This window comes from Bradyrhizobium sp. NAS80.1 (assembly GCF_001908205.1).
Taxonomy (GTDB): domain Bacteria; phylum Pseudomonadota; class Alphaproteobacteria; order Rhizobiales; family Xanthobacteraceae; genus Bradyrhizobium.
In genome coordinates this window covers 64,329-82,242 of the sequence record NZ_LGHL01000014.1, presented here as the reverse complement: position 1 = coordinate 82,242, position 17,914 = coordinate 64,329, and the positions used below count along the sequence as shown (strand labels likewise).

The window sequence follows — 17,914 nt, the reverse complement described above, 5'->3', positions numbered from 1 at the left end:
TTCGCTTCGCTCTACCCATCCTACAGACCTGCGGGACTTCGAGAGCACAACTTGGAGCTGGCCCACAGTGATGGATGACACCTTCGGCTAGTCTATCCTGTGCTTGAGAGCTTTGTGGACACGTCCCGCCCTCGGGAACCGCTGTCATCAAACTGAAACACACGCGCTCTAACGGCCTGTCAGGGCCGTCTTGCCGAAAGCGCCCATCCTCCAACAGTCCAGACAAGCGCGCGCCATGCCCTTCAAATTCATCCATATCACCGACACGCATCTGGCGAACCCGCGGCTGAAGCTCTATGGCCTCGATCCGCGCGCCCGACTGGACGCCGCCATCGCCGACATAAACAAGCATCAGTCCGATGCCGCCTTCGCGGTCGTGACCGGTGATCTCACCCATTGGGGCGAGCCTGAATCCTACGCCAATTTCGCCGAGGCGATGGCTGCGCTGAAAATGCCTTACATCGCCATGGTCGGTAATCACGACCGCCGCGTCGCCTGCCTTGACGGGCTGAAGGCCGCGCCGCGCGATCCCAACGGCTTCGTGCAGGGCACGCGGACCACCGAGCACGGCCTGTTCGTCTTCCTCGACACGCTGGACGAAACCAGCCACGCCGGCGAGATGTGTGCCCAGCGCCTCGAATGGCTTGCGAATACGCTCGCCGCCGCGCCGGCGGACATGCCGTTCGTCGTTTTCATGCATCATCCGCCCTTCCCGGTCGGCGTGCACGCGATGGACGAGATCGCGCTGAAGCAGAGTGCGGAATTCGCGGAAGTGATCGCGCCCTACCGGTCGCGCATCCGCCATCTGTTCTTCGGCCACGTGCACCGCCCGATCTTCGGCAGCTACGGCAAGATCCCCTTCTCCACCCTGCGCGGCACCAACCACCAGGTCTGGTTCGAGCTCGACGCGAGCGCTCCGCATCTGGCAAGCCACGAGCCGCCGGCCTATGGCGTGGTGCTGATCGACGGGGAGAACCTGGTCGTGCACAGCCACGACTTCCTCGATACCAGTCTGCGCTTCCCCTTCGCCGCACCGGCGGGGATGGACGACCGCGACTATGCGCTCAACCTCCCGGCGCGGTGAGATGAGCCTCGCTGAACCCGCGGCTCTCCCGGTCGCGACGTCGGCGCCGCCGCGACTGCACGTGCTGAAGCGGTTCGCTCACCGCCTCAAAGCGTCGCTGCCGGCCTATCTGCTGCTGCTGCCCTCGCTGGTCTTCCTGGCGCTGTTCACCTACGGCGCGATGGGACGCGTGTTCGTCGATGCGCTCTACCAGCGTGCTACGCCAAAGGCGCCGCTCCGCTTCGTCGGCCTCGACAATATCAGCGCGGTGCTTGCCGACCCTTATTTCACCGGCGCCGTCGTCAACAATCTCGTCTATGCCTTGGGCACGGCGATCCCGAGCATCGCCCTTGCGCTGCTGTTCGCGCTGGCGCTGGCGCGCACCAACGCCGTGAGCAGCGCGCTGCGTGCCGCGCTGTTCCTGCCGGTGCTGATCCCGATGGTCGCGGCGTCCGCGCTGTTCCTGTTCATCTTCCTGCCCAATGTCGGGCTGCTCGACTACTATATCGGCCGCCTGCTTCCGGTGCTGCCGAACTGGCTCGGCGATCCCGATATCGCGCTCTATGCGATCATGGTGATCACCATCTGGAAGAACGCCGGCTACTACATGCTGTTCTTCCTTGCCGGCCTCCAGGCCGTGCCGGAGGACGTCATGGAGGCAGCGCATCTCGACGGTGCCGGGCCGTTCCAGCGCCTGCGCTACATCATCCTCCCGGAGCTTAAGCCCACCTTCCTGTTTGTCATCGTGATCGCCACGCTCAACGCAGTCACCCAGGTCGACCACGTCTTCGTTATGACCAAGGGCGGCCCCTCGAACGCTACCAATCTTGTGCTGTTCTACATCTACCAGCAGGCGGTGGAGCATTACGACATCGGCAAGGCCTCGGCGGCGACGCTACTGACGCTCGGCGCGCTGATGGGCCTCACCGCGCTCTCGTTCCGAACAATGGCGAACCGCGAGGGCGGCCCATGACGCTGATCGACCGCCTGTTTAGCGGCACCCCGCTCGCCACCCGCCGCGAGATCACGCCAAAGCTCGGCTTCGCGCTGACGGTGCTGCTCGCCATCGTCTGGCTCATTCCCTTCCTTTGGATGGGCGTGGCAACGCTGCGCCCCGCCTCGGACGGCATCAACGCCATGGCCGAGTTGATGCCGAGCCTGAGACCGACGCTCGACAACATCAGGGACGCCTGGGAGATCGGCGATTTCCCGCGCTACTTCCTCAACACCACGATCATCTGCACCGGCATCCTGCTGGTGCAGTTCGTCACGATCACGCTGGCGGGCTTTGCCTTCGCGCGGCTCGCCTTCACCGGCAAGACGCTGATCTTCTATCTGTTCCTGATGCAGCTGATGCTGGTGCCGGTGCTGCTGATCGTACCGAATTTGAAGCTCGTCGCGCAGCTCGGCCTCTACGATACGCTCGCCGGCGTGATGATGCCGTTCTTTGCTTCCGCCTTCGGCACGTTCCTGATGCGCCAGGCATTCGAGGCCATTCCGACCGAACTCGAGGACGCCGCACTGATCGACGGCGCCGGGCTGTTCCAGCGCATCCGCCACATCTACGTGCCGCTGTCGCTGCCGAGCTTTTCCGCCTTCGCCATCATCTCCGTGACCAGCCACTGGAACGACTTCCTGTGGCCGTTGATGGTGATCAATTCACCGGACAAGCGGCCGCTCACGGTCGGCCTGTCCGTCTTCACCGCGACCGCGGAAGGTACGCAGGCTTGGGGCACGATCGCCGCCGGCACGCTGATGGTGATCGCGCCGCTGCTCATCACCTTCCTGATCTTCCAGAAGCGCTTCATCAGTTCTTTCGTCACCTCAGGCATCAAATAGGAGAATTTCCGATGCTGTTTTCCCGCAGGCTCATGCTTGGCCTTGCCATGGTAGGTACTTTGGCAGGCGCCCTCGCCTTCCCGGCGCTGGCCGAAGGTCCGACCGAGATCGACTTGTTCTTCCCCGTGCCCGTCGACGGCAAGCTTGCTCGCGACATGGGCACCTTGATCAAGGAGTTCAATGAAGGTCATCCGAACATCAAGGCGACCGCCGTCTACACCGGCTCCTATGACGATACGCTGATCAAGACGCGGGCCGCGATCAAGGCCGGCAAGCCGCCGGCCGCCGTGATCATGTCGGCGAACTTCCTGCTCGACATGCAGATCGAGAACGAGCTCACCAATCTCGATTCCCTGATTGCCGCCGACGGCACCACGAAGGATCAGTTCCTCGGTCAGTTCTTTCCGGCGCTCCAGGGCAACGCGGTGATCAACCGCTCGGTCTACGGCGTGCCCTTCCACAACTCGACGCCGCTGCTCTACATCAACGCCGACCAGGCCAAGGAAGCCGGGCTCGATCCAAACAAGCCGCCGCAGACCTGGGCCGAGCTCACCGACTGGGCCAAGAAGCTCACCAAGCGTGAGGGCGACAAGGTGACTCGCTGGGGCATCGCGATCCCCTGTGCGTACGACTATTGCGGCTGGATGATGGAAACGCTCACCATGACCAATGGCGGGCGCTACTACAACGAGGAGTTCGGCGGCGAGGTGTATTACGACACGCCCTCGATGCTCGGCGCACTCACCTGGTGGAACGATCTCATCGCCAAGCACAAGGTGCACGCGCCGGGCGCAACGCCCGGCCCGGCCGTCAGCACCTCCTTCATCTCCGGCAATGCCGCGATGATGATGCTGTCCACGGGCTCACTGACCTACGTGCGCGACAACGCCAAGTTCAACTACAAGGTCGCGTTCATCCCGCGCAACGTCCGCAACGCCGTTCCGATCGGCGGCGCCTCGCTGATCATTCCGGCCGGGCTTGAAGCCGACAAGCAGAAAGCCGCCTGGACGCTGATCAAGTGGATGACCTCGCCCGAGAAGAGCGCTTGGTGGAGCCGCGCCACCGGCTACTTCGCGCCCAACATGGCCGCCTACAAGACGCCCGACATGGTCGACTTCCTGAACAAGAACCCGGACGCCAAGACCGCCGTCGAGCAGCTTGACGTCGCCAAGCCGTGGTTTGCGACCTACAAGACCGTGCCGGTGCGCAAGACGCTGGAGGACGAGGTGATGCTGGTCCTCAACGGCAAGAAGCAGCCGAAGGAAGCGCTCGTCGCCGCCCAGAAGGCTGCCGACGAGACGCTCAAGCCCTACAACGCCGAGACGTCGCTGAAGCTGCCTTAGACCTCCGCAAGCACGATGGAGAAACGCCGGCGCCCCAGAACCTGGGGCGCCGAGCTGATTCCGAGGCTTGGGTCCAGCTGATTTCAAGCCCCTGGCATCTGTGCCGGGTGCGCTGAGCCCGACCGCGCATTTCCCAAGAATTCCACTTCTTCTCCCCGCAATTTCCTTTCCGGCTAGCACCCGCCCGTCTTGGTCCATATCGTGCTAGCGGCAGGTTGTCGCACGCGAACCTGATTTCATTGAAAGGGCACCAACTACTCGCGTGGCAGGTTGGAAATACGTCCAGGCATGACAGGGCACCCAGTGAACGGCATCCCCCATTCGGTCCTCGATACACGCGGTCTCCCCGGAAAGCAGTTATTCGCTCTCTGGCAGGAGCACATAAGCCGCTACTATGACCTGCGGACGCAAAAGGAGCATCCTCATGCTTACAACGTCCGTGCTGACTTCTGGCATCTCGGCAATGTTCTGTTCGCCGACTTTCGAGTGCCTCCCCAGGACTGGAGTCGCTCCCGCGCGTGCATCGGGCGCGACGGACTGGATCTGTTCATGATTCAGATCCTCACAACAGGCTGGAACGGCCCGCGCGACAGTGGAGGGACGGCTCGTCCCGGCGACATCCTGGTTTGCGACATGGCGCAGCCGACAAACAGGCGCGGCGGCGACAACCACGCGCTCACCCTGTTCCTGCCGCGCAATCTACTCGGCTCGCGTCTTAAGGCGCCCGACGAACACGCGCTGCGTCTGTTGCCGGCGCACGACCCGCTCGCCGCCTTGCTCCGCGATCATCTCCTGGGCTTTCACGCGCGCTTGTCCGGGATCATGCTGGATCAAGCTCAAGCCGTCATACCTGCCACCGTGCAACTGATAGCCGCGGCGATCAACGGAGCGGTCGGAGAGGAGCAGGCTGGCGGCATACGCCTCTCCATGACCGACCGGATCTGCTCCTACATCAATGCACACATCCTTGATCCCAACCTCACTCCGGAAAGCATTGCCGGCCGGTTCGGAATGACACGGCGCAACCTCGGCTACCTCTTCGAATCTTATGGTGGTGTTGCCGCCTACGTACGACGAAAGCGGCTCTCCTCCATACGAGTTGCGTTAGGTGATCCCGCACGCAAAGGGCAGTCGATCGAAGCGATCGCCGAAGCCCACGGCTTCAAGCACTATCGCAGTTTTGCTCTCGCCTTTCACAAGCATATCGGTCTCACACCACGCGAGGTGCGCGCGCGTAGTCTCGAGGGCAAAGCCTTGTCATCCATGTCGTGTGATGACCTCGCGGAGTGGGCACAATGGCTCGAGTTCATGAAGTGATTTACCGACCACCGTTGCGGCGGCGCGAACGATGACGCTTCCGGCTCCACGACCGGAAGCAACCATGCTTGCGATCTCCTGCGCAGGAGACAGACGCTGTCGGCAAGGGGTAGGCTGCGCAGCAACTACGCGTGATTGATTTGCTTGTCTTGCCGTTGAGGAGACAAGGTCTCCCTTCCTAAAAATTCCTGTTTCACTTCCCGCCGTTTCCTATTCCAAGACAGTTCATTCCTTGATCTGTCCTTTCCACGCACGTTCCGCCAAAGAGAGGCATGGGCAGGATGCGCGCCCGAACGAGCGCGCGACGGCTTTCGCAACAATGCGAGCCTTGCCCGAGGAGAGAATGATGAATCTTCTAAAGCTTGAACGCTGCAAGCGCCGATCGGGGCAAGAAGCGACAATGTCAGATCGCAGACGGGCACGGCAAGCCGCACCCGCAGGTGTCGCACGTTCCGGTCCAGTGCGACGGAATCGCAGGTACCTGGCCCAGGTCGGGCTCGCTCTCAGCGGGCTTCTCCTGCTCCTCACACCCGGCTCAGCTTTCGCGCAGCTCGTTTGCGTCGATGCATCACTCTCGGCCGGTGGATCAACTGCGACTGGGGCCAATGCTGTGGCCTGTGGGATTTCAGATTCTGCTACCGGCCAGCGTAGCGTGGCTGTCGGCTTCTTCAATCAGGCGAGCGGGGATGACAGTGCAGCCTTTGGCAGCGGCGCCACGGCGAGTGGAAACGCGAGCACGGCTCTCGGACTTACGGCACTGGCAAACGGCAACTTCGCGGTGGCTGTGGGAGATTCGGCTAGTGCAATCGGGGTCTCCTCGACCGCGATCGGCGACATATCGGCCGCCCTGGGGGTCGGCGCCGTCGGCGTAGGCGCCCGTGCCTCGGCGGACGCGGATCATTCCGTCGCGATCGGCGAAGACGCTTGGGCGAAGGCAGCCGGGGGGAACTCGGTCGCTATCGGCAACGCGGCTACTGCGGCTGCCGTCGGCGCAACGGCCGTGGGCCAAAAAAGCCATGCGTTCGGCGTGAACTCCAGTGCATTCGGCATCGGCAGCGTCGCCAGCGGCGACAACGCGACCGCAGTCGGTACGAGTGCGAGCGCGACCGCCGTCGGCGCGACCGCACTCGGCGCAGGTGCGAGCGCGGCCTTCGCCAACTCCACCGCGATCGGCAACGGCGCCTCGACCAGCGCCCCTAACCAGGTCGCGATTGGCACCGCCTCGAACACCTACCGCCTGTCCGGCATCGCCTCTGCTGCCAGCCTCGCTGCGCAATCCGGGACGACCTACCTCGTCACGTCAGATGCGAGCGGCAATCTCGCCACTACCGGCTTCAGCACGGCAGGTCTGACATCGCTGCAGTCGCAAGTCACCTCCCTGCAATCCCAGGTCCTCGATAATAGGACCGAAGCGCGGACCGGCACCGCCATCGCATTGGCGGCAGCCTCCATGCCGGCGCTCCAGCCCGGCCGAAAATTCGCGCTTTCCGGTGGCTACGGTAATTTCCAGGGCAGCAACGCGTTCGGCCTCGGTGCAACCGCGCTCGTTTACGACAGCAAGAGCTACGCCGTCGTCGTGAATGCCGGTGCCGGCATCGGCCTCGAGCGCAACATCGCCGGCGGCCGCGGCGCAGTCTCGGTTCAGTGGTGACACGTCCTTGGTCGAGCGCGCGGTGCGTTGGCGACAAGATGGGTCGTTGATTGTTTCGGGGCCGCGGAGCGGCGGCTCACTTCGCCTGCGCGAACTGCTCGTTGCGTCACTCGCGCTCCTGGCATCCTGCGATGTGATCGCCGAGGCGCAGCAGCGACCCAGCCACGAGATCCCGCAAGCGCCAAAACTGGCCAGCATCGACCGCAACGGCGTGCTGACGCTGGTGCGCGGAACGCTGCTTGCGCTGGATCACGCCAACAAGACCGGTAACTACACCGTCCTGCGTGACCTCGGCGCGCCCGCATTCTATGCCGGCAACAGCGCCACACGGCTGGCTGAGATCTTCGCCAAACTACGAAACGACAAGCTCGATCTCTCGGGCGTTGCGGTCATCGATCCGCAGCTTTCGCTGCTGCCGCAGATCGAGACGAACGGAATGATGCGTATGGCAGGATTTTTTCCGTCGGTACCGTCGCAGGTCAACTTCGAGCTGATATATGCGCCCGTCGACGGTCAGTGGCGCCTCTTTGGAATATCGGTCGCGGTCGGCCAGTCCGGTCCTGTGCCGCCTCCGTCAGAGCGTCCGAATTCACCCGCAAAGCAGTCGGCCACCGAGAAGAAGCTGCCCACCCCACAGCCATCTCCGAAATAGCGGCATTACCCACCCCCCGTTAACCCCCCGTCCACCATCCGGCCCAACCCGCCGCCGGTAACCAAGAGAATTAACAGACCATCAACGCGCCCCCGACAATTCTAACGGTCTTGCGGGGGAATTTGCCGTGGATCTGTTGGTTTTCGAGTTCCTGGGACTGGCGCTGGTCGCCATGTGCGTGGTCGTGGTGGCGCTGCCCTGCGCGCGAAAACCCTCGCAGCGGATCCGTTACGAATAGGATTTTGCGCCTGTTCCAGCGATTCCGGCCCAAATGCAAGGCTCGAATTCGTTCCAAGCCCCTTGACATCACAGCGCTTTCGGCAGAACGGCTGTTGGTCTCGTCATGGGCCGTTCATGGATTTGATTACCACCACCGCTGACCTCGCGGCTGCCTGCAGCCGGTTGGCCAAGCACCACGTCATTACCGTCGATACCGAGTTCCTGCGCGAAACCACCTATTACCCGCTGCTGTGCGTGGTGCAGATGGCCAGCGCTGAGGAAGCCATCGTCATCGACGCCCTGGCCGAGGGCATCGACCTCAAGCCGTTCTTCGAGCTGATGGGCAACGAGGGCGTGCTGAAGGTCTTCCATGCCGCCCGGCAGGACATCGAGATCATTTGGCACCAGGCCAACATCATTCCGCACCCGGTGTTCGACACCCAGGTCGCGGCAATGGTGCTCGGCTATGGCGACAGCATCGCCTACGATCAGCTGGTCGAGAAAGTTACCGGGCATCGGCCCGACAAAACCCACCGCTTCACCGACTGGTCGCGCCGGCCCCTGACCAAGGAGCAGATGCATTATGCGGTGTCCGATGTCACGCATCTGCGCGACGTCTTCGCTGCGCTCGATGCCGACCTGAAGAAGCGTCGCCGCAACGAATGGGTCTCCATCGAGATGGAGATCCTGACGTCGCCCAAGACCTACGACTTCCACCCCGAGCGTGCCTGGGAAAGGCTCAAGACGCGGGTGCGCAAGCCGAAGGACCTCGCAGTGCTGATGGAGGTTGCGGCCTGGCGCGAACAGGAGGCGCAGAGCCGCGACGTGCCGCGTGGCCGTGTGCTGCGCGACGAAGCCGTCAGCGACATCGCGACCCATGCGCCGAATACGCTGGAAAAGCTCACCCATCTGCGCTCGGTGCCGAAGGGTCTTGAGAAATCCAAATGGGGCGCGGATATCGTCGCCGCGGTCGAGCGCGGGTTGGCGCGGGATTTCTCGACGCTGCCGAAGCTGGAGAAGCCGCGAAACAATTCCAACGGCGCGGCCATCGTCGAGCTATTGAAGGTGCTGCTGCGGATGACCGCGGAGCGCCATGCGGTCGCCAGCAAGGTGATCGCGACCGTCGACGATCTCGAGGAGATCGCGGCCGACGACCAGGCCGACGTGCCCGCCTTGCACGGCTGGCGCCGCGAATTGTTCGGCGATGCCGCGCTGAAGCTCAAGCGCGGCGAGCTGGCGCTGGCGATTGAGAAAGGTCGCGTGATCGGGGTCCAGCGGGCGTAGGCGATTAAACCGTCATCCTGAGGTGCGAGCCATGCGCAGCATAGCGAGCCTCGAAGGATGGGCGAGCCCCGCTGCGAGCCAGTCGGGCCGTCGCCCTTCGAGGCTCGCCGAAGAGGCGAGCACCTCAGGGTGACGGTGCTGGGTTGAACGCCCGGACGAGGCGAGAGCCTACGCCGGCGTCAAGTTCGCCACGTCCGCCTTCATGTCATCGAGCACGCCGGCTATGACCGTAACCAGCTCATCGATCTGGCCCTTGTTGACGATCAGCGGCGGGCAGATGGCGATTGCATCTAACATGTTGCGCGAGATCACGCCGCGCTCCTGGAGCTTGCGGCTTGCGATGCCGCCGACCGCGCCGGGCGTTGCAGCGGCCGTCTTCCGCTGCTTGTCGAGCACGAGCTCGAGGGCTGCGATCATGCCGACGCCGCGGACCTCGCCGACCAGCGGATGGCTGGTGAGCTCGCGCAGCTTGCCCTGCATGTACGCGCCGAGCTCGGCGGCATGCGCGACCAGGCCGCGCTCCTCGATGATCTTGAGGTTCTCGAGCGCAATCGCCGAGCCGACGGGATGGCCGCCCGCGGTGAAACCGTGGCCGAGCACGCCGATCTTGTTGCTCTCGTCCGCGATCGGCTCGAACATGCGCTCGTTCAGCATGATCGCCGACAGCGGGAAATAGCTTGAGGTGATCTGCTTGGAGACCACCATCGCATCCGGCTTGATGCCGTAGGTCTCGCACCCGAACATCTTGCCGGTGCGGCCGAAGCCACAGATCACCTCGTCGGCGACCAGCAGGATGTCGTACTTCTTCAAAACCTGCTGGATCTTGTCCCAATAGGTCGCCGGCGGCACGATGACGCCGCCCGCCCCCATCACCGGCTCGCCGAAGAAGGCCGCGATCGTGTCAGGTCCTTCCTTCTGGATCAACGCGTCGAGCTCCTCGGCCCGCCGCGTTGCGAAGGCTTCCTCGCTCTCGCCGGGCGCGCCGTCCTTGTAGAAATGCGGCGAGCCCGTGTGCAGGATGTTCTGCAGTGGCAGGTCGAACGAGCGGTGGTTGTTCGGCAAACCCGTCAGACTTGCCGAAGCGATGGTGACGCCGTGATAAGCGCGCAGACGGCTGATCACCTTCTTGCGCTGCGGCTGGCCAAGCGCGTTGGAGCGATAGACGATCAGCTTAAGGACGGTGTCGTTCGCCTCCGAGCCGGAGTTGGTGAAGAACACCTTGCTCATCGGCACCGGCGCGAGCGCGACCAGCTTCTCGGCGAGATCGATCGAGGGACCGTGCGATTTGGCGGAGAACGTGTGATAGAACGGCAACGCCTGCATCTGCTTGTGCGCCGCCTCGACCAGACGCTTCTCGTTGAAGCCGAGCCCGACGCTCCATAGGCCAGCCATCGCCTCGAAATAGCGCTTACCCGATGCGTCGAAGACGTAGGGGCCCTCGCCGCGCTCGATCACCAGCGGGCCGGCCTGCTGATGCGCGCGGGCGTTGGTATAGGCGTGGAGCTGGTAGGCCACATCGCGGGCCTCCTGCGAATTGGGCAGCATGGACATTTGCGAGATCCCTCAAGTCGTCACGTCGCCGGCGGGGCCAGCGTCATCACTCGATTATCGAGTCACTTGGCTATTGCGACGGGACAAAACTTGCAACGCCAATTCGGCGGCGGCAAGCGCTCAGCAGCGTTGCACAAAGCCGCACACGCGGCAGCTCTCAGGCCGCGCCGTCGTCATCCGCATCGCCGGTGGCGGCAGCGGCTTCCCTCACCTCCACAAGCGCCATCGAAAGCAGATAGACCGTTGTCGGCAAGCCGATGCGGCGGGCCGCCTCGGCGGCGCGCGACAGATCGCTTGCCAGCTCCTTGAGCTGTTCTCCCCGTGACAATGTCCCACCCCATTCATCCGCCGATCGCGGCCGCCTAAACAGCGACGGCGCCGCTGGTTCTGATTAGTTCGGCGCCGGACTGGACTGTAGCAAAATTGCCGAGGACATTCACCATCGCATGCTTGTAGGCGACCGCATCGCCCGTGCCCGGCTGCCGGCACGCCACGGCGTCGCCGACCAGCTGGTAGCGATGGCTGCGGTGAAATCCCTCAACGGCGGTGGCCAGGATGGTCTCATCCAGGGAGAAGCCGATCAGCACGCAGCGCACATTGCGGATATTGGACATATAGTCCACAAACCTCGCCGAGCTGTAGGCAGAGGGCAGCGGGTGCTCGAACGTCATCTCGCCGGGCTGCGGCTTCGTCTCGGCGATCCAATCGGTCAGCCTGGATGCCGGATTGAACCAGGCTGCCTGGGCGATGCGCTTCAGGTGCATCACCGGCCAGAGATTGTCGCGCCACAGCGTCAGGAGCTCCAGACAGCGCGCGGTGACCGCGTCGCCGTCGAGGATCACGTGGCGACGCCCGGGGGTCAGATATTCGACCTGAAGATCCGCACAGATCAGGATCGGCGGATCGGCGTGGTTGGAAACCAGCATTGTCTTGCGCTTAGCTGCACCAGTTTCAACGGCTGGCGAGTGCGAGGTCCCGCAGCGGCGAGGTCACCGACCGTCCCGCGGACGCATCGAGCACGCCCGGCCGGTCCCAATCGCCCTCGGGACGGATGATCACATAGGGATCGCTGTCCAGCGTGATGGCATCCGGCCCCGGCTCGATCTCCAGCAGCATTTCCGTATAGGAGAAATCCGAGAACGTGATCTTGCGATTGTGGCCGAGCGGCTTGGCGCCGAAATGAGCCCAGAAATCGACCAGCCGGTCCTGCGCCTGGCCGTAGATCTTGCGAAAGCCCTTGCGCTTCACATAGTCGACGCTCGCCTGCACCAGCTTGAACGAGACGCGCGAGCGACGATATTGGTGCCGTACCGCGAGCCGCTCCACCTTGGCGAAATCGCCGAAGAAGCGCACCCGCAGGCAGCCTGCAGGCTCGTTGCCAACGAAGCCGATGAAATGCGCGGCGACCATGTCGTTGCCGTCGAACTCCTCCTCGAACGGACAATCCTGCTCGGCGAGATAGACCGCCGAGCGGATGGCGGTAACAAGCATGAGATCGCTGGGATCGCGCGCGAGGCGGATGGTGATGGCGCGGGAGTCGGGCTTGGCGAGAGGAATTCTAGTACCGTGCATCTGCAAAACTCCTTGCTTGGATGATTGCGCCCGGCATGCGCATCGGCTGCCGGTGCCAGGGGCGCTCGTAACACCAGAGGTCAGGCTGGAAGCTCGGGATAGGCTCGAAGCCGGTCGCCTTCATGATATCTCGTCCGGCCACGGTTGACGGCTGCGCATAGCAATCTGCGTTACGAAATCTTACCTGTCGCAAATGAGCCGCGGCCTTGCCGAGACCGGCGACGCCGCGCCCCGTCGCCGCGATCGCCCAGATATAGATGGCAGCAACGTGCTCCTTCGCGGAAGCGAGATAGTGCGTCTCGGGCGAGGTGAGGCAGATCTCGTCGAGCAGCAGCGCATCGTGCCCGCGGTCGTTGAGAAACAGGAAGGCCATGCCGCCGAGCAGTCTACCCTTCCGGCTGAAAGTCAGGATGCTCTGAGGATCGAAAGTGAAGTATCTCGCAAGTTCCGCCGCTCCGATTTGCACACCCGGCACCAGCCGGTGCGCCATGTCGGAAAGCGCGGCAATTTCGGAAAATTGCGCGCAACGAACTTCGACGTCCGGACTCAGCGGCAAGGCATCAAAATGATGTCTTGCGGCAAACGAGCCCCTTTCCATAGCCATATCGCCCCTCTATCGTTCTGGGCTTTAGTGCCCCGCTACGACATTGAACTTAGCGGTTGGGGATCAGGCGTATGCAGCAAGTATTGCACCGGGGTGCTGCGATGATGCAGCACCGTGAAGAGGCCCTGGATGCATCCTGGGATGATTTGAAGCTTTTTTTAGCGTGCGCAAAATATAAAAGTTTCCGCAACGCCGCCGAGGAACTCGGGCTCACCTCCACCACACTAATGCGCCGGATCGACCGGCTCGAAGAGAGCATCGGCTGCAAGCTGTTCCTGCGCGACCAGAGCGGACTCACGCTCAGCGACGAAGGCACTGCTATGATCGCCGACGTCGCACACATGGAGCGTCATGCCTTCAACGTTTTTCGTCGCGCCTCACGATCGTCGAACGACACCACAGGCACCGTACGTGTTGCGGTGACTGAAGGCCCCGGCAATTTCTGGATTCTGCCGCGGCTGATCGATTTCCAGAAGACCTATCGCAAGATCACCGTCGATCTGCGCTGCGCGATGGAGCAGGCCGACGTCGCACGGCTTGAATCCGATATCGCGATCCAGCTCGAGCCGCCGACCAATCCCGATCTGATCGTCGCAAAGCTCGGCCGGCTGCACATCTATCCCTTCGTCTCCAAGGAGTACGAGAAGCTCTACGGCCTGCCGTCAACGCTGGCCGAGCTGAAAGACCACCGCATCATCAAGCAGAGCGCGCCGCAGGTCGACGACGGCGCCTACGCCCGCATCCTCGGGCTGACGTCGCTCGAGGGCATCGTCGGGATCAAGACCAATTCTTCGGTCGGCGCGCTCTATGCAGTGGAGCGCGGCGCCGGCATCGGCTTCCTGCCGACGGTGTCGATCGCGCTCGGCGCGCCGCTCGTTGCCGTCGATCTTGGCGTCAGTCACCACGCCGATCTCTGGCTCACCTATCACCGCGAGTTCCGCGCCTCCGAGCGCCACAAGATCGTGGTCGACTGGCTGAAGAAGATCTTCGATCCCAAGACCCATCCCTGCTTCCGCGACGAGTTCATCCATCCGAACGCGCTGGTGCCGATGATGACGACTGCGCGAGAAGGCTTTGGGCTGACGGGATATGTCGCGGCGACGCCGACCTAGGCGCGGGCGCTTATTCAAGCATGATCTTGTCGGAAAACCGCTGCACACTTTTCCGGATCATGCTCGCGCTTCACCACCGATATTCGAAGCCGACCGTGCCCTGGTGCGAGGTGAGCTCGTTGCGGAACTTGCCATCGTAGTTGATGTAGAGCCGCGCCGTGTTGGTCAGACTGAGCGAGGCCGAGGCGCCGGCATCCATGCCGTAACGGCTCTCACCGATGCCGGGAACGATGATGCTCTGGGTCCCCAGGCTGACCTGCACCGATCCCAGGTTCTGGTAAAAATTGTCGACGAACTTGCCGTAGGCCGACAAGTCCAGAACCTTCTGGTCGAGGATGAAGTAGCGCCCGATCTCGGCGCCGATCAAGACGCGCGCACGAGAGAGCGCCGTCGAACCGACGTTCAGCGGATCGAGCCCGCCGGCCTCCTGGAACGCGGCGCTGGTGGCGCGCACATATTCGAGCGCGCCCTTGGGCACGATGCGCATTTGATCCCTGGTCCAGTAGTAGCTGATCTCGGTCAGCGCGCCGTCGACCGCGGCACGATAGCCCGCGGTAGCAAGGCCGAAACCGGTATCCCGGCTGGAATGGACCTTGCCGAAACCGTGCACCACCGCGAAAGCCCAGGTCCAGGGTCCCTTGTCGACGGAGCCGTTGAAACCAATCTGCGTCAGGTCGAGCGTCGCCGACTGGAGAGCGAGCGGAACGTCGATGTCGGTGCGGCTCTGGTCGACGGAGAAACCGAGATTGACGCCCGGTGCGAGCCGTGCGCCGAACCCGGCGACGCCGCCAAATGTCTTGCGCTTGTCGCCGACGAAATCAGCCTGCGCATCGGTCCGGACCGAGATGCCGTAGCCCTCGACCCAGGTGCGGTAGCGCGGATCTTCCGTGCCCTCGGACGCACCGCCGCCGCCGGGATTGGTGCGGAACGCGCGGTTGAACCCGCCCGACGCCTGATTGCCGAGCCGCTCCAAGAACCACGAGCCGAGATTGAGCGTGCTGTTGCCGGCCGACTGGTCGTAATTGATGGAGGTGGGTACCGGCACCGGCGTCGGCGACGCCGTGGGCGTCGGGGTCGGGGTCGGAGTGGGCGTTGGACTTTGCGCGAAGCCGGGCGTCACCGCCATCGCCACGACGAGCGCAAGCGCCATGGCAATCGCAGCCGCGATCCGGCGGACGCGGTCCAGCCGGATCGTCTGCCGTGTCCCGGAGAGCTGCGAGGTGCAGCACATGACGACTAATCCCGAAGCAAAATGGCGGCTCGCAAAAATGCAACACAACGTGCGAAGCGTGCGGCGATTTGTGCTGAACTGCTACGGAGCGTCAATCGGTGGAAGCGCTCGGGCAAGGGCTATTGCCCTCGGTTGTGGTTCCGCTGCCACAGGTCGCAAATAGCAGGCGGTTAGAGCCGCCCCGGCCTTGAAATCCGCACGCGGCTTGCTAACGCGCGATTTTCATGTTGCAATATTGCACACAATCGGAATTGGCCGCTCGGCTGTGCGTTTCGCGACGTTGAGACTCAAGACTCGAACAGACTTCCGGAAGCCCGTTTGTGGCGTGGCACGCAAAAAAGGCGGCCGCGTCTTTTTCGTATCTAGTGGAGGAGACTAGCGATGTCGCAAAAGGGCACCGTCAAATGGTTCAACCCGACCAAGGGCTATGGGTTCATCAAGCCGAACGGCGGCGACAAGGACGTGTTCGTCCACATCTCAGCCGTCGAGCGTGCCGGACTCTCCACCCTCAATGAAAACCAGGTGGTTGAATATGACCTCGTGGAGAACCGCGGCAAGTCGTCCGCGGAGAACCTCAAGGTCTCCTGATTTCTCCCAAGCCGACGCCGAGAGATCATGACGTTGCCCCCGGCCCTGCCGGGGGATTCTGTTTGCGAAGACGAAACGAAACGCGACGGCGCTTCAGCTCGCCACAGGCGCAATCAGGAAATTCTCCGACGCCGCGCTGCCAGCCGTCTTGCAGACATCGCCCTCGATCCGGACCTTGCCGGTCGCGAGCAGCCGCAGCGCTTCGGGATAGATGCGGTGCTCGACTTCGAGGATGCGCTCCGACAGCGTATCCGCCGTGTCATGGTCGCCGACAGGCACCGCGCCCTGCATCACGATCGGGCCGGCATCAGTCTCAGGGATCACGAAATGCACTGTCGCGCCGGACAGCTTGACGCCGGCGCGCAAGGCTTGGCCGTGCGGGTCGAGGCCGGGGAAAGACGGCAACAGGGATGGATGGATGTTGAGCATCCGCCCGTACCAGGCCCTGGTGAATTCGGCGGTGAACAGGCGCATGAAGCCGCCGAGACAGATTAGCTCGATGCCATGCTGGTCGAGCGCTGCTTGCAGCACCGCCTCGAAACCAGCGCGGTCCTTGCCGAACGGCTTGCTCTCGATCACCAGCGTCTTCACGCCGCTCGTCTTGGCCCGTTCGAGTCCCACCGCGTCGGCCTTGTTCGAGATCACGAGCGAGATCTCCGCCGGAAAATCCGGCGCGGCGGCGGCCCTGATCAGCGCGGCCATGTTGGAGCCGCGGCCGGAGATCAGGATGGCGACGCGGCGCTTCATCACAGCGCCAGATCGAGATGGCCGTTATAGACGACGCGATGCTCGCCCTCGGCCGGTATCACGGTGCCGAGCTGCGCCACGGCCTCACCCGCATCGGTGAAGACCTGCACGACCTGATCGACCTTGTCAGGCTCGACGATCGCGATCATGCCTATACCGCAGTTGAAGGTCCGCAGCATTTCCAGCTCGGCAATGCCGGCCTGCGCCGCCAGCCATTTGAACACCGGCAGCACAGGCAGGCGCTCAAGATCAATGCCGACGCCGAGATGCTTTGGCAACACGCGCGGGATGTTGTCGGTGAAGCCGCCGCCGGTGATATGGGCGAGCCCCTTCACGGCGCCGGTCTCGCGGATCGCGCGCAGGCAGGATTTGACGTAGAGCCGCGTCGGCGTGAGCAGCGCGCCTCCGAGCGTCATCACAGGCGAGAACGGCGCCGGCGCCTCGAAGCCCAGGCCGGACTGTTCCACGATCTTCCGTACCAGGGAGAAGCCGTTGGAGTGCACGCCCGACGAAGCCAGGCCAATCACGGCATCGCCCGCGGCGATGTCCTTGCGCGGAAGCAGCGTGCCCCGCTCGGCGGCGCCGACGGCAAAGCCGCCGAGATCGTAGTCGCCGTCCTTGTAGAGGCCGGGCATCTCGGCGGTCTCGCCGCCGATCAGGGCGCAGCCCGATTCCCGGCAGCCTTCGGCGACACCCGCGACGATCGCGGCCGTGGCCTCGGGGTCGAGCTTGCCGCAGGCGAAATAGTCCAGGAAGAACAGCGGCTCGGCGCCCTGCACCACGAGGTCGTTGACGCTCATGGCGACGAGATCGATGCCGATGCCGCCATGCAGCCCGGTCTCGATCGCGATCTTGACCTTGGTTCCGACGCCGTCGGTGGCGGCGACCAGGACGGGATCCTTGAAGCCGGCCGCCTTGAGGTCGAACAGGCCGCCGAAACCGCCGATCTCGGCGTCGGCGCCGGGCCGTGCGGTGGCACGCACCATCGGCTTGATCAGGTCGACCAAGCGGTTGCCCGCGTCGATATCGACGCCTGAATCGGCGTAAGTGAGGCCGTTTTTGCGGTCGGTCATGCCCGATTTCCAGTGGGTTTGCGGCTGGTTACGTCGAATTCCGGGGACACGCAATGGCTCGCATGGCG

General features: G+C 63.5%; 18 protein-coding genes. 10 read left to right on the top strand and 8 right to left on the bottom strand.

The features are described from left to right. Positions 1–235 precede the first annotated feature (235 nt). The 8 genes from AC629_RS04075 to rnd all read left to right on the top strand — a co-directional run bounded on the left by AC629_RS04075 (position 236) and on the right by rnd (position 9,368). Positions 236–1,084, top strand: a complete 849-nt coding sequence (locus AC629_RS04075; protein WP_084803494.1) for a phosphodiesterase — start codon at positions 236–238, stop codon at positions 1,082–1,084. A gap of 1 nt (position 1,085) precedes the next feature. Further along, positions 1,086–2,036 carry a carbohydrate ABC transporter permease gene (locus AC629_RS04070; RefSeq protein ID WP_084803503.1) on the top strand — a complete coding sequence of 317 codons (951 nt, stop codon included), beginning with the start codon at positions 1,086–1,088 and terminating at the stop codon, positions 2,034–2,036. Then, positions 2,033–2,902, top strand: a complete 870-nt coding sequence (locus tag AC629_RS04065; protein WP_084803493.1) for a carbohydrate ABC transporter permease — start codon at positions 2,033–2,035, stop codon at positions 2,900–2,902. The genes AC629_RS04070 and AC629_RS04065 overlap by 4 nt, the downstream gene beginning before the upstream one ends. Positions 2,903–2,913: 11 nt before the next feature. Then, the gene (locus AC629_RS04060) at positions 2,914–4,245 is read left to right on the top strand and encodes an ABC transporter substrate-binding protein (protein ID WP_084803492.1); all 1,332 of its coding nucleotides are present in this window, start codon (positions 2,914–2,916) and stop codon (positions 4,243–4,245) included. Positions 4,246–4,548: 303 nt separating this feature from the next. After that, positions 4,549–5,562: a helix-turn-helix domain-containing protein gene (locus tag AC629_RS04055; protein WP_168195390.1), complete on the top strand. Its 1,014-nt coding sequence runs from the start codon at positions 4,549–4,551 to the stop codon at positions 5,560–5,562. 319 nt (positions 5,563–5,881) lie between these two features. Further along, positions 5,882–7,213 carry a hypothetical protein gene (locus tag AC629_RS04050; RefSeq protein WP_084803490.1) on the top strand — a complete coding sequence of 444 codons (1,332 nt, stop codon included), beginning with the start codon at positions 5,882–5,884 and terminating at the stop codon, positions 7,211–7,213. Between the two features lie 46 nt (positions 7,214–7,259). Further along, entirely contained in the window at positions 7,260–7,865 is a 606-nt protein-coding gene (locus tag AC629_RS04045; protein WP_245331709.1) for a hypothetical protein, read from the top strand. A gap of 354 nt (positions 7,866–8,219) precedes the next feature. After that, positions 8,220–9,368, top strand: a complete 1,149-nt coding sequence (rnd, locus tag AC629_RS04040) for a ribonuclease D (protein WP_084803489.1) — start codon at positions 8,220–8,222, stop codon at positions 9,366–9,368. Between the two features lie 168 nt (positions 9,369–9,536). Here the strand turns inward: rnd and AC629_RS04035 are convergent, their stop codons facing one another. The 5 genes from AC629_RS04035 to AC629_RS04020 all read right to left on the bottom strand — a co-directional run bounded on the left by AC629_RS04035 (position 9,537) and on the right by AC629_RS04020 (position 13,095). Then, a complete protein-coding gene (locus AC629_RS04035; RefSeq protein WP_084803488.1) occupies positions 9,537–10,919 on the bottom strand; it encodes an aspartate aminotransferase family protein in 1,383 nt (460 codons plus the stop codon). 157 nt (positions 10,920–11,076) lie between these two features. Beyond that, complete coding sequence (locus tag AC629_RS46515; RefSeq protein WP_167561190.1) at positions 11,077–11,247, bottom strand: hypothetical protein; 171 nt, start codon at positions 11,245–11,247, stop codon at positions 11,077–11,079. Between the two features lie 34 nt (positions 11,248–11,281). Next, a complete protein-coding gene (locus AC629_RS04030) occupies positions 11,282–11,845 on the bottom strand; it encodes an isochorismatase family protein (RefSeq protein ID WP_084803487.1) in 564 nt (187 codons plus the stop codon). A 25-nt stretch (positions 11,846–11,870) separates the two neighbouring features. After that, positions 11,871–12,491 (bottom strand): GNAT family N-acetyltransferase, encoded by a 621-nt coding sequence (locus AC629_RS04025; RefSeq protein ID WP_074118915.1) that lies wholly within the window; start codon positions 12,489–12,491, stop codon positions 11,871–11,873. Further along, a complete protein-coding gene (locus AC629_RS04020) occupies positions 12,478–13,095 on the bottom strand; it encodes a hypothetical protein (protein WP_084803486.1) in 618 nt (205 codons plus the stop codon). Before AC629_RS04020 ends, AC629_RS04025 begins: the two co-directional genes overlap by 14 nt. A gap of 71 nt (positions 13,096–13,166) precedes the next feature. Here AC629_RS04020 and AC629_RS04015 point away from each other — a divergent pair, with 71 nt between their 5' ends. Continuing rightward, a complete protein-coding gene (locus tag AC629_RS04015; RefSeq protein WP_084803485.1) occupies positions 13,167–14,207 on the top strand; it encodes a LysR family transcriptional regulator in 1,041 nt (346 codons plus the stop codon). 70 nt (positions 14,208–14,277) lie between these two features. On the opposite strand, the gene AC629_RS04010 is transcribed toward AC629_RS04015, so the two are convergent. Continuing rightward, entirely contained in the window at positions 14,278–15,438 is a 1,161-nt protein-coding gene (locus AC629_RS04010) for an autotransporter outer membrane beta-barrel domain-containing protein (RefSeq protein ID WP_084803484.1), read from the bottom strand. 381 nt (positions 15,439–15,819) lie between these two features. Here AC629_RS04010 and AC629_RS04005 point away from each other — a divergent pair, with 381 nt between their 5' ends. Then, on the top strand, positions 15,820–16,026 hold the full coding sequence (locus tag AC629_RS04005) for a cold-shock protein (RefSeq protein WP_084803483.1): 207 nt from the start codon (positions 15,820–15,822) through the stop codon (positions 16,024–16,026). A 93-nt stretch (positions 16,027–16,119) separates the two neighbouring features. Here AC629_RS04005 and purN read toward each other — a convergent pair whose 3' ends face one another. After that, the gene (purN, locus tag AC629_RS04000; RefSeq protein ID WP_084803482.1) at positions 16,120–16,773 is read right to left on the bottom strand and encodes a phosphoribosylglycinamide formyltransferase; all 654 of its coding nucleotides are present in this window, start codon (positions 16,771–16,773) and stop codon (positions 16,120–16,122) included. Then, positions 16,773–17,846, bottom strand: coding sequence for a phosphoribosylformylglycinamidine cyclo-ligase (gene purM, locus AC629_RS03995; RefSeq protein ID WP_084803481.1), 1,074 nt, complete (start codon positions 17,844–17,846; stop codon positions 16,773–16,775). Before purM ends, purN begins: the two co-directional genes overlap by 1 nt. Positions 17,847–17,914: the final 68 nt, after the last annotated feature.